Origin of the sequence: Maribacter sp. X9 (assembly GCF_048537565.1) — a bacterium.
Lineage (GTDB): Bacteria > Bacteroidota > Bacteroidia > Flavobacteriales > Flavobacteriaceae > Maribacter.
In genome coordinates, this window is record NZ_CP183215.1 from 2264039 (window position 1) to 2276939 (window position 12901).

Sequence of the window (12901 nt, forward strand, 5' to 3'; positions counted from 1 at the left end):
GTTTAAATGGTTGAACTAAATTCTGAACGTTGATTTTTTTTAATGTCCCGTTGCTTCTCCAGCACCACTGGGTATCCTGATATCTTCAACGATCTCCTGAACGTCTTGCGGTGGGGGTGGTGTAAATTGAAATACGAGAATTGCTACGATAAAGTTAGCGATCATGGCGATACTACCAAAACCTTCGGGGGAAATTCCGAACCACCAATCTGCAGCAGTTCCGCCACCGAACAGACCGAACTTAAATTTGGTCATGTAGAACAGCATGAGGGCTATACCTACCACCATTCCACTGATGGCACCTTCTTTGTTCATTTTTTTGTAAAAAATACCTAATACGATTGCGGGGAAAAAGGAAGCGGCAGCGAGGCCAAACGCCAAGGCCACTACGGCAGCCACAAATCCTGGTGGATTAATACCGAAGTATCCTGCTATGACTACGGCAACCGTGGCCGAACCTCGAGCGACCCATAATTCCGCTTTGTCAGAAATATTGGGTTTAAAGGTTTTTTTAACCAAATCATGAGAAACCGAAGCCGAGATTACTAACAGCAATCCTGCAGCGGTAGATAGCGCCGCGGCAAGTCCGCCAGCAGCTACCAAGGCAATGACCCATGCCGGCAAATCTGCGATTTCTGGATTGGCTAACACCATGATATCGTTATCGATGGTCAACTCGTTTTTTTCCTTATCGGCCACATATTGGATTTTACCATCGGCATTTTTATCATCGAAAGTCAATAGTCCGGTTCCCTCCCAGTTCTTAAACCATACCGGCATGCTGGAATATTCCTCGTTACTCACCGTATTGATCAAATTGGTTTTCGCAAAAACGGAAACGGCAGGCGCTGTGGTGTATAATATGGCGATCAACAGGAGGGCTAGTCCGGCCGATTTTCGCGCATCCTTTACCTTCTTTACGGTAAAGAACCGTACGATGACGTGGGGCAGTCCTGCGGTACCCACCATTAAGGCCAGGGTAATCGCGAAAATATCTACGACGGACTTAGAACCATCCGTATATTCGTTGAACCCAAGTTCTGTGGAGAGTCCATCGAGCTTTTCCAATAAATACGTCCCGGAGCCATCATTGAGTGTAGCACCCATTCCCAATTGTGGAATTGGGTTTCCGGTCATTTGGATAGAAATAAATATGGCGGGTACCATAAAAGCGAAAATCAATACGCAATATTGGGCCACTTGGGTATAGGTGATACCTTTCATTCCACCCAAAACGGCATAGAACAAAACGATGACCATTCCAATGATGACGCCAGTGTTGATATCGACCTGAAGAAATCGGGAGAAGACAACACCTACGCCTCGCATTTGTCCGGCTACATAGGTGAACGAAACAATCAGGGCACAGATGACGGCAACGATACGTGCCGTTTTTGAATAATAGCGATCACCAATAAAATCGGGCACCGTAAATTTTCCAAACTTCCTGAGATAGGGGGCTAGGAGTAATGCCAGCAAAACATAACCTCCCGTCCATCCCATTAAATAAACGGAACCGTCATAGCCGGCAAAGGAGATGATTCCCGCCATGGAAATAAACGAAGCGGCAGACATCCAATCCGCTGCCGTGGCCATACCGTTTGCCAAGGGCGAAACACCGCCACCGGCAACATAAAAATCACTGGTGGACCCCGCTCTTGACCAAATGGCGATGCCGATGTACAGGGCGAAAGTAACTCCTACTAAAATATACGTCCAGGTTTGAACACTCATGCGAAGGTTGGTTTAGGGTTGTGGTTAAAGGCTAATCGTCGTATCCGTATTTTTTATCCAAGGTGTTCATCAATCGTACATATACGAATATCAAAATGACGAAAACATATATAGACCCTTGTTGTGCGAACCAAAATCCTAATTTAAATCCACCAATTTGAAAGGCATCCAAGGCCTCTTTAAAAAGAATTCCTGCACCAAAGGAAACCAAAAACCAAATGGATAACAGGATGAAAAGATATCTTACGTTTTCTTTCCAGTAGGCGGTCGCCTTTTTTTGTTTTTCAGACATAGATCGGTTTTTTAGGGTTCCTGAAATTAGGCAAAAAAGTTCAATTGGGAAGGAAAACAACGCCGCTACTGGAATCTTTTTTGGCTCCGGTAACCGAGGAAAGAACATTTATTTGTTGTTCCATACGCAAGACCCCCATTAAGGCAAAGACAAGGGCCTCCTTGAATTCGATAATGATTTTTTCAGGGATGATGACCTTGGTTGCCTTTCCCAATTTTTCTTGAAGGGTTACCATAAAAAAGGAATTTAAGGCACCGCCACCGGTCACTAATAGGGTTTGTTCACCACCATTTGAATTTAACCGGATCTGTTGTTCGATTTTTTCACAGATATGATGGATGCTGGTATGCAGTAAATTTTCGATGGAGTCGTTCATATCTTCTACGATAGGAACCACTTCGGCCAAAAACCATTCGTAGCCTATGGATTTTGGATGTGGTTGCAGGTAGTATTTTAAACTGTTAAGGCGTTTGAGCATGGAGGGATTGATGCGGCCACTCCTTGCCAGTTTTCCGTCTTCATCATATTCTAGGCCTACCTTTCTGGTTATGTAATTTAAAATCATATTGGCCAGACCGATGTCGTAGGCAATGCGTTTGCCCTTTACATCGAAAGAAATATTGCTGATACCCCCTAAATTGAGACAGAAATCATAATCCCCAAAAAAGGTACGGTCGCCAATGGGAACGAGCGGCGCCCCTTGTCCGCCCAAGGCCAGGTCGTTGGTCCTAAAATCACAAATGACCTTATAGCCTGAAGTATTGGCCAAATGCTGACCCGAGCCTACTTGAAAGGTGAGGCCCATTTCTGGCCGATGATGCGTGGTATGGCCATGGCTTGCGATATAGTCTACGTCTAATTGATGCTCCTGAACAAACTTCAGGGCTTGCCCACCCAGCCAGGTGCCATAGGTATTGTGTAATTCAAGTAGTTTTTCTGCCGATAAACTAATGGCGTCCTTTAGCTCCTCTTGCATTTCTTGAGTATAGGAAACACTCTTCGTTTTTTTAATATCGAATTTCCATGCGCCTTTGTCCTCCCAAATATGGCAATAGGCCAAATCCAACCCATCTAAGGAAGTGCCGGACATTAACCCAATGATTTTATAGATTTTCATTGTCGATTTATTTTGGTTCAACTTAAATGTGGGCTATCTGTATTCCCTAGAGAAACGGGTAAAGTTCCCTTGGCTTCTAATTTCCCTAAAAAATGCTCGGTAGCCACATCCTGAAATCCCTTGAAATTTTGATAGGCAATAACGGTTGCCATACTTTTTGAAATATCAAATAAGGAGAGGGCATAGGGATTTCCAAAGTGGTACAGCACCACATTTTTTTGTTCTAAAAGTTCGTTGATAAATTCGATTTCTTCCGGTAAAAAACCAAAAGTATTGGTCGGTTTTATTTGGGGCGGATTCAACAGTACTAGAATATCCTTTTCATGCTCCACCTCCTTTTTCATCTGCCGGACTAATGCTTTCAGTTCTTCTTCGGAGCTTTCGGTACTGTGGCGTTTGAAAGTTAGAGTACAGTAATTCCGTCGCCTAAATGCTTCGATTGAGCTTGAAGTGCCTACGTGTAGGGTGATGGACGCCTCCGCAATTTTACGGTTGACATCTGTCGGGTCCGTCAACTCGTGATTAGAGGTTGATAATTGCGTTTCAACGGCTTTGTCCTTGAGCTTCCAGATACGTTCCAAACTTGCATCAATTTGTGTTTCAGATGCATTTTTGAGTATCATTTCAATGCCTTCGGTAATGTGTTCCGCAAAGCACAGGATATCGTTTCCGGCATCAAAGGCCAACCATTCCAATTCCCCGGGAACCGGGTAATTTCTGGAAACGGCGTGCATATTTAAGGCATCGGAAATGACAACGCCCTCAAAGCCCATTTCTTGACGTAAAAGTATGGTAATCATGTCTTTATTGATGCTCGAGGGTAACTCTGGATGCTTGGTCAAGGCAGGGACGGATAAGTGACCCACCATGACCGCATCCACTCCTTCGGTAATGAGTTGCTGAAAGGGATACAGCTCGTTTTTCAATAATTCTTCTTTTGATTTGTGGATCACGGGCAATCCCAAATGGGAATCGGTCGCTGTGTCGCCATGACCGGGAAAGTGTTTGATGCTGGTGAGGACTCCTTCACTTTCCATCCCTTTCACATAGGCTTTTGCTAAATTAAGAACCGCTTGTTTGTCGTCGCCAAAAGAACGGTATCCAATGACGGGATTGTTGGGGTTGTTATTAATGTCCACGACTGGGGAAAGGTTCCAATGAATGCCGGCCGTCTTGCAATCCTGGGCAATCTGTTTACCGACTTGATAGGTTACATCTGTATTATTTTTATTGGCTCCAAGGGTAATGGCATACGGATATTGAGGCGTATTTTCGATTCGCATGGCAAGTCCCCATTCCGCGTCTATTGAAATGAGCAACGGATATTTGGCAGCTTTCTGATAGCGTAAAATCAATGATTTTAAGGTCTCAAAACTATTTTCATTCTTCACCACTTTTTTCTTACCCTCAAAATTGGTGGCCGCACTGGCCCTGGAATGAAAGAAACAGAGTCCGCCTACATGGTGTTCTGAAATCAGTCGCTCGAGTCTTTGGATTTCCTCTTCGGTATCATTGATAAACGCTGCGGGCATGAACAGTTGGCCCACTTTTTCCTTTTGGGTAAGTTTTTCTTTTAACGCTTTTAGGTTTTTGAAATTATTCACGGGGAGCTGCAGTTTTTTTACCGAAATCGGCCGGATAGGTTATGAATTTTAAAAGGAAAAGTGAGGGTAAGGCGGCAATGACGACCCAAACAAAAAAGCCGCCATATCCCAACCATTGTTGCATATAGCCACTGATCATACCAGGTAACATCATGCCCAGCGCCATAAAGCCGGTGGCAATGGCATAATGCGAAGTTTTAGCCTTGCCCTCCGCAATGTAGATGAGGTACATCAAAAACGCGGCGAACCCAAAGCCGTAGCCGAACTTTTCAAAAACCACCGTGGTGGTCACCGCATAAATATTCGTTGTGTTGGTCATGGCCAAAATGGCATATAGAATATTAGGAACGTTTAAGGATAGCACCATGGGAAGCATCCATTTTTTCAATCCATCACGGGAAATCAAGATACCTCCTAAAATTCCCCCAATGGAAAGAAAGATAACCCCTGCCGTTCCAAAAATGGTTCCCAATTGTTCCGTAGAATACCCTAAACCACCTTTGTTAGGGCTGTCCAATAAAAATGGAGAGGTCATTTTCACCAATTGTGATTCCCCAAGCCTGTAGGTGAGAATGAAGGCCAAGGCGATACCAATACCCGGTTTCTTGAAAAAGGAGGTAAAAACTTCTAAAAAGCCCTGTGGTTTTTCTTGAATAAAATCTTCGGATGTTTCATATTTTGGAGCGGCGAAAAAATTGGAAATGGTCAACAGCAGCATTAAAAAGGCGGCCGCTGTCATGGTAATGCTCCATGCCTTGGAATTGTCCCCATATTTATTTTCTAGGAATCCGGCCAGAACGACGATGAGACCTTCGCCGGTCACCATGGCCAATCTGTAAAACGTGCTACGCATTCCCACAAAAAAGGATTGTTTCTTTTCCGATAACCCTAGCATATAATAACCATCTGAAGCAATGTCGTTGGTGGCCGATGCAAACGCCGCCATCCAGAAACAGGCCAAAGACGAAATAAAGAACATGTTGGTAGGTACGGTAAGCCCCACACCAAAGAGTGCCAGGGCAATCAATAATTGCATGGCCAAAAACCATTTGCGTTTGGTACTTTTTAAATCGATGAACGGACTCCATAGGGGTTTTAACACCCATGGTAAATACAACAAGCTGGTATATAGACCGATATCTTCATTGCTGACCCCTAATTTTTTGTACATAATGACCGATACGGTCACCACCAGTACATAGGGAAGGCCTTGGGTAAAGTAAAGAATGGGCACCCATGCCCAAGCTCCTTTATCTTTCTGAACCATACATGTCTAATTTTTTGAGATGAATAATTTGAGATTCCGTTTCCCGGCCATACTTGTCCACAAAAGAAATGGCGATATGTTTTCCTTTTAGTGCCGCTTTTGATAGAGTCACTGTGTTCCCGTTTACGAATATTTTTTGTTCCAATTTTTTGATGGGATACATTTCCTTATTCGACCGGCCCGATTTATACATCAAGGCATAGCGTTGATTACTGATATCTTGAAATTGTAAAAGAATTTCTTCGGATGTTTCTTGAACCGATGTCAATACCGGTTTTTCAGGGAGATTACGATATAAACCTGGTGCGGTGGGGGTCAAGGCAGGATATTTATAGAATTTCTTATGGATATCTTCCACCACGTCCTCCTTATCGGTCATCAAGGATTTGGCACTGAACATGATATTTCCGGATATTTCCGGAGTCCTTCGCGCCAGTTTCAGTTGGTTTGGCAATTCCTTTTCATCGTTCCAGGCGACATCGCTATTGTTCCGCACTTTATAGGCACCATTGCCAACGTACAAATGGGTACCATAGTTATGGTTGGCCCACCAATCCACAATTTTTCGGTGTGAGGCGGCCGGTAGGTCCATACTCCAATACACCTGTGGCGCTAGGTAGTCGATCCAACCTTTTTGCATCCATAACAAAGGGTCTGCATATAGATCTTCATAGGTGGTTTGTCCTGCCTTGGTATCCGAACCTTTGGGATCGGTCGAGTTATTTTTCCATACCCCGAACGGACTTATACCAAACTGTACCCAAGGTTTGATGGATTTAATGGTATCGTTCACTTGCTTTACCAAGGAATCGATATTACTACGTCTCCAATCCTCCAGATTTTGACGGGCTAGCGCATGCTCTTTAAAGGCGATGGAATCCCTGAAAGTTTCACCTTTTACCTTATAGGGATAGAAATAATCATCAAAATGCACGGCGTCGATATCGTATTGGGAAACGAGTTCTCCAATGACTTTGGTAAAATGGTTCCGTACTTCTGGCAAGCCCGGATTGTAATAATTCTTTTTACCGTAATGCACCATCCATTCTGGGTGTGTACAGTAATCATGGGTCTCACTTAACACCTCAAAGTTTTCATCAAAGGTGGCGCGGTAGGGATTCAACCAGGCATGGAATTCCATGCCTCGCTTATGCGTTTCTAAAATCATCCATTCCAGCACATCGGTATTCCACTGGGGCGGAGTTCCTTCTTCTCCGGTCAGAAAGCGGGACCAAGGAGCAAATTCAGAATCGTAAAAGGCATCACCGGCGGCGCGTACTTGTACGATGACCGCATTGTAATTTTCCTTTTGGTAAAAATCAAGGATGTTGAGGTAATCGGTTTTTTGTTTTTCGGCCGTATCCTTTCCATTTTTTGGCCAATCGATATTGACGACCGTGGCCACCCAAACCCCCCGAAATTCCGTCTTCGGGTGTTTTTCATAGTTCCTGAAAATTGAACAAGAAGTGAATAACAGCAATAAAGTAAGTAAGGGAAAAAATCTGATCATAGTAAAATAAAAGGCCTATTTTATGACTAAAATAGGCCTTTTTGAAAAGATTTAAAGCTTAGTTGAATTTATATCTTACAAAAGCTTCCATAGCAGCGTAAGAGGATAATCCCATCGCCTTATATTTATTGGCAGTGTCCCTATTTCGCTCTTCGGCACGCATCCAGAACTCCCTGGAATCGTCACCTTGGAACATCACCCCATCTTTTTGGGATTGGTGGCAGAAGATCGCATTTCGTTTTTTCAATACTTGCCCCGGACTCATAGGAACGGCCATTTCAATTTCATTAATATCCCATTCATGCCATGCCCCCCTGTATAACCATAACCAACAGTCGTTCATGAAATCCTCCGATTTCAATTCTTCACAAGCCGAAAAAACAGCATCCAAACATACTTTGTGCGTACCATGGGGATCGGCCAGATCACCGGCGGCATAAATTTGATGCGGTTTAATTTGTGAGATGATATCCACCATGATTTTGATGTCCGCATCGGATAAATTCTTTTTCTTGATGGTTCCTGTTTCGTAGAAGGGTAGGTCCAAAAAGTGTACGTTCTTATCATCAAGACCCATATAACGGGTTGCAGCATACGATTCGCCCCGTCTAATTTTTCCTTTAAGATCCCGTACTTCTGGAGAATCGATTCTGGTTTCGTTCTTTTCAGTGATGGACTGTATTATTTTTTTAGCTTCTTCCGACGGATTGATATGCATGGCAATTTCAGCATATTTTCGAGCATCGGTGTCCGATACAGCAATATTTCCCGAGGTTTGGTATACCACATGTACGTCGTGCCCTTGTTCTACCAAACGATCGAAAGTGCCTCCCATGGATATAACATCATCATCGGGGTGTGGGCTGAATATGATGACCCTTTTCTTTTCAGGGGTAGCCCTTTCTGGTCTGTTGGTATCATCCGCATTGGGTTTTCCACCAGGCCAGCCTGTAATCGTATGCTGTAATTTATTGAACATAGCAATGTTCAGGTCGTACGCATCTTCCAAAGCAAGGAGGTCTGCCATTCCATTGTCATTATAGTCCTTGTCGGTCAAGCTTAAAATCGTTTTTCCAGTCGTCTCGCACAGCCAGACCATCGCTTTGGCTTTTAGCTCTTCCGTCCAAGTACATGCATCTACAAGCCAAGGTGTTTTATTTCGGGTAAGCTCGCTACCTGCGCCGGTATCCAAAACAAAGGTACAATTGTCATGATGCTGAAGGTAGGTTGCGGGCACATGGGAGGAAACTTCACCCTCAATTGTTTTTTTGATGATGTTCGCTTTGTTCTGACCCCAACCTAAGAGAATGATGCGCTTCGCTTTGCGCACCGTGGCGATACCCATAGTTATCGCTTTACGGGGAACATTGTCTATTCCTAAGAAAGACGGTGCGGCATCAACCCTAGTGATATGATCCAAGGTAATTACCCTTGTGCCGGAGTTGAAGTGAGAACCTGGTTCGTTAAAACCGATATGTCCCGTTCTACCAATACCCAACAATTGAAAATCCAATCCGCCATATTCCTTGATTTTCCGTTCATAGGATAAACAATAGTCGATCGTTTCCTCATTGGTAACCGTACCATCAGGAATGTGAATGTTCTCTTCAGGAATGTCCACATGGTTGAACAAATGTTCGTGCATGAAATAGAAATAACTTTGAATGTTATTAGGTTCCATGGGAAGGTATTCATCCAAATTAAAAGTGACGACATTCTTAAAACTCAAGCCTTCCTCCTTATGCATCCTCACCAACTCCTCATAAACGCGAATAGGGGAGGAACCGGTGGCTAAACCTAGTACACAGTTTCTTTTTTGGCCTTGTCTTTTCTTGATAAGCGCTGCAATTTCCTCGGCCACCTTAATGGAAGCCTCATTGGAATCCTTAAATATGACATTGTGTATTTTTTCAAAACGGGTCTCCTCAAATTGGCCAATGGGTTTATGGCTAATATCGATGTTGGATTCTGAAAGGCTTGTTTTCATAGAGGGTAATATTTCTTTTAGAGGTTTAAAATCCCTGCAAATATAACTTTAAAATTTAATAATTGCTGTTTTGTGCTTTTTATTTTGCTGTTTTGTGCTTTTATGTGAAATTATGATGAATTTGAAGTTAATTAAACGTCATAAAACGGCAAATCAATAAAAATACTATCTTTGTGCAGACTCAAATTTTTTAAGTCCGGCAAAGCATGTTAAAAGAAGAGCGACAACAGGCCATTTTAAGCGAGGTAGATTTGCACAACCGAATCCTATTGACGGATATTGCGGAAGCTTTGGACGTATCCATTGATACCGTTAGGCGAGATGTAAAGGAACTCGATGCGGATAAGCGACTTCGAAAGGTACACGGTGGCGCCATTTCGATGGGTTTCATGACCAATAGCACCCGTAATAGCAATATTTATAAATTGGATGACAAAGTGGCGATAGCCACAAAAGCGGTTGGAATGCTGAGAAACGGTGCCGTTATTTTCTTGGATGGAGGTACCACCTGTTTAGAGTTGGCCCGAATCATACCCGAAAATTTGAACTTGACCTGTTTCACCATTAGTTTGCCTGTGGCGATGGAACTCTCCAGTAAGGATAATGTAAACGTGATTTCCATTGGAGGGCAAATATCCAAGGAAGCTCAGATTTCCATCGGGGCCAATGCCATTCACCATCTATCTGAAATACGGGTGGATTATAGTTTTATAGGCACAGGGTATGTGGATGCGGTGTATGGACTAACGGAGTTCGATTGGGATATAGTTCAAATCAAAAAAGCCGTCATCAAGGCATCCAAGAAAACGGTACTTTTATCCATTTCAGAAAAACTCAATTCACAGCATCGCTACAAAACTTGCGATATCAACTCAATAAATACCATGATTACGGAGTTAAATCCAGACGATCCACTGTTGAATGCTTTCAAAAATCATGATATCAAATTATTATAGCAACTATGGAGTATAAAAAAATTACCGAAACCCCTTCCAATCATGAACATCTAGAACAAATGGATACCCAAACCATTTTGACCAAGATGAACGAAGAGGATAAAACCGTCGCGGAAGCCGTTGAAAAAACCATTCCCCAAATTACGAAATTGGTGGATGCCCTCGCGGAGAGATTCCAAAAAGGAGGCCGGTTGTTTTATATAGGTGCCGGTACGAGTGGGAGACTGGGAGTTTTGGATGCTTCTGAAATACCACCCACTTTTGGGATTCCCCATGAACGTGTTATCGGTCTGATTGCTGGTGGTGATACCGCCATACGAAAGGCGGTGGAAAATGCAGAGGATGATAAGGTTCAGGCTTGGCTCGATTTAAAGGCACATGACATCAATGAAAATGATGTTGTAGTAGGTATCGCCGCATCGGGCAGTACGCCCTATGTTATCGGCGGTTTGAACGATGCAAAACGTAACGGAATTTTAACAGCGGCCATTACCAATAATCCAGGAGCACCCATTGCTCAAATCGCGGATATTCCCATCGAAATCAATGTGGGTCCTGAATTTCTGACCGGTAGTACCCGTATGAAAAGTGGTACTTCCCAAAAGTTGGCCCTCAATATGATTTCCACCGCCCTAATGATTAAAATCGGTAGGGTAAAGGGAAACAAGATGGTCAATATGCAGTTAAGTAATGATAAATTGGTGGATAGGGGTACCAGATACATTGTCGAAGGGCTTGGCATCGATTATTCCGAAGCTGAAAAATTACTTAAAAAACATGGCTCCGTGAAGTTGGCTTTGGAAGCTGGAAGGGAGTAAAACCACTCCTTTGATTATTTTTCAATAGCTGCAACTTCCTTCTCTGTAATCATTTTTTCTTGGATGTTGCCCCAAGAGTTCATAGCGTAGTTGAGCACATCTGCAATTTCGTCATCCTCCAGTCCCATAGCCGCCATGCCACTATTGTAGACCGTGCGGTTTACGGTAATTTCACCTTGTAATCCAAATTTCACCGCATGTATGGAAGCTTCCCTTTGCTGAAGTAAATAGTCTGAATTTGCCAAAGGAGGAAAAGTATAAGATACTCCTTCTCCAGAATCCAAATGACAGGTCACACAGAAATCCGCATAAATTTCTCTGCCGCGTTCCATACTTTCTTTTAGACCGGGCTCTTGAAAAAGTGACACGGTCAAGAGGGCGACAATGGTCAGATAGGAAAGAAAGATATATTTCATTTTCGTTTAAGGTTTAGGGATTAATTTAAAGATGCCTTTGCCTTCGACAGCCACGTAGATTAGCCCGTCCGGACCTTCTCCAATGGCGCGAACACGGCCCTCGCCCGGTAAAAGTTTTTCTCTTTTGGTCACCTTTTTTCCATCGAACTCCAATCGTTCCAAGTATTGAAAAGCCAAGGAACCCACCAGAAGGCTTCCTTTCCAACCCTTATACTTATCGGTGGTTACAAAAGCCATTCCGCTAGGGGCGATGGAAGGTACCCAGTAATGAATGGGTTGTGTCATGCCATCCATTTCTGTTTTTTCTGTTATGGGCGTTCCGCTATAATTGATACCGTAGGTAACCACCGGCCAACCGTAATTGGCACCTTTTTCAATGATATTGATCTCGTCTCCACCTCTAGGTCCGTGTTCATGCTCCCAGATGCGTCCGCTTTCGGGGTGTATCACTAACCCTTGGGGATTTCGATGGCCATAACTATAAATAGCGGTTTTGGCGCCTTTTTCATTAACGAAAGGGTTGTCATTTGGAATGCGACCATCATCGTGTAGTCTGTAAATTTTTCCACCGTCACGGTTAATATCCTGGGGGTTTTCATCTCTGGCTCCTCTTTCTCCAATAGAAAAGTACAGATATCCATCGTTATCAAAAGTAATGCGAGATCCAAAATGTTGGCCTTTTGTTGTATTGGGGGTGGCTTTGTAAAGTACTTCATTTTCAACCAAATTACCGTTTTTAAGTTTGGCTCGCATTAGCGCAGTATTTCCCCCTTTTTCCTCTCCTTCAGGCGAGGAATAGGTCAAATAAATCCACCCGTTATCGTTGTAATTTGGATGCATTACTACATCTAAAAGTCCTCCTTGACCTCTTTGGTAAACTTCTGGCACATTACCAATTTCTTCGCGTTCGCCATTGAAATATTTTAAAAGTTTGCCTTCTTTTTCGGTAATGAGCATACTTCCGTCCGGTAAGAACGCAAACCCCCATGGAATCTGTAGGTCATCGACGAACAACTCAGCTTTAAAAACCGGGTTGTTTGGTGTAGTGACTTTATTTTCAGTGTCTTGTGCGCAAGATGAATTGAGCATTACAACGAATAAACAACTCAAAATGATACTTTTTTTCATATTGGGACGTTAGAAATATATTAACGGAATCAAGTTTTATTTAAAGATAACATATAAGTATAAAAAAATACA

General features: G+C 43.2%; 11 protein-coding genes. 2 read left to right on the plus strand and 9 right to left on the minus strand.

Translation table 11 applies throughout. From position 1 onward, the window contains the following. Positions 1–39: 39 nt before the first annotated feature. The 7 genes from ACNR9Q_RS09785 to nagB are packed head-to-tail and all read right to left on the minus strand — an operon-like array spanning position 40 to position 9511. Positions 40–1734, minus strand: coding sequence for a sodium:solute symporter family protein (locus tag ACNR9Q_RS09785; RefSeq protein ID WP_419211032.1), 1695 nt, complete (start codon positions 1732–1734; stop codon positions 40–42). A 31-nt stretch (positions 1735–1765) separates the two neighbouring features. Further along, positions 1766–2026, minus strand: coding sequence for a DUF4212 domain-containing protein (locus tag ACNR9Q_RS09790; RefSeq protein ID WP_419211033.1), 261 nt, complete (start codon positions 2024–2026; stop codon positions 1766–1768). A 40-nt stretch (positions 2027–2066) separates the two neighbouring features. Beyond that, complete coding sequence (locus ACNR9Q_RS09795) at positions 2067–3143, minus strand: anhydro-N-acetylmuramic acid kinase (protein WP_419211034.1); 1077 nt, start codon at positions 3141–3143, stop codon at positions 2067–2069. A gap of 17 nt (positions 3144–3160) precedes the next feature. After that, positions 3161–4747 carry a glycoside hydrolase family 3 protein gene (locus tag ACNR9Q_RS09800; RefSeq protein WP_419211035.1) on the minus strand — a complete coding sequence of 529 codons (1587 nt, stop codon included), beginning with the start codon at positions 4745–4747 and terminating at the stop codon, positions 3161–3163. After that, positions 4740–6014, minus strand: a complete 1275-nt coding sequence (locus tag ACNR9Q_RS09805) for an MFS transporter (protein WP_419211036.1) — start codon at positions 6012–6014, stop codon at positions 4740–4742. The genes ACNR9Q_RS09800 and ACNR9Q_RS09805 overlap by 8 nt, the downstream gene beginning before the upstream one ends. After that, positions 5998–7524 (minus strand): glycoside hydrolase family 10 protein, encoded by a 1527-nt coding sequence (locus tag ACNR9Q_RS09810; protein WP_419211037.1) that lies wholly within the window; start codon positions 7522–7524, stop codon positions 5998–6000. The genes ACNR9Q_RS09805 and ACNR9Q_RS09810 overlap by 17 nt, the downstream gene beginning before the upstream one ends. Positions 7525–7582: 58 nt before the next feature. Next, positions 7583–9511: a glucosamine-6-phosphate deaminase gene (nagB, locus tag ACNR9Q_RS09815; RefSeq protein ID WP_419211038.1), complete on the minus strand. Its 1929-nt coding sequence runs from the start codon at positions 9509–9511 to the stop codon at positions 7583–7585. A gap of 206 nt (positions 9512–9717) precedes the next feature. Here nagB and ACNR9Q_RS09820 point away from each other — a divergent pair, with 206 nt between their 5' ends. Then, the gene (locus ACNR9Q_RS09820; RefSeq protein ID WP_419211039.1) at positions 9718–10467 is read left to right on the plus strand and encodes a DeoR/GlpR family DNA-binding transcription regulator; all 750 of its coding nucleotides are present in this window, start codon (positions 9718–9720) and stop codon (positions 10465–10467) included. A 5-nt stretch (positions 10468–10472) separates the two neighbouring features. Continuing rightward, positions 10473–11285, plus strand: a complete 813-nt coding sequence (gene murQ / locus ACNR9Q_RS09825) for an N-acetylmuramic acid 6-phosphate etherase (protein WP_419211040.1) — start codon at positions 10473–10475, stop codon at positions 11283–11285. A 14-nt stretch (positions 11286–11299) separates the two neighbouring features. On the opposite strand, the gene ACNR9Q_RS09830 is transcribed toward murQ, so the two are convergent. Continuing rightward, the gene (locus ACNR9Q_RS09830; protein WP_419211041.1) at positions 11300–11701 is read right to left on the minus strand and encodes a c-type cytochrome; all 402 of its coding nucleotides are present in this window, start codon (positions 11699–11701) and stop codon (positions 11300–11302) included. Positions 11702–11707: 6 nt separating this feature from the next. Next, positions 11708–12829: a PQQ-dependent sugar dehydrogenase gene (locus ACNR9Q_RS09835; protein WP_419211042.1), complete on the minus strand. Its 1122-nt coding sequence runs from the start codon at positions 12827–12829 to the stop codon at positions 11708–11710. Positions 12830–12901: the final 72 nt, after the last annotated feature.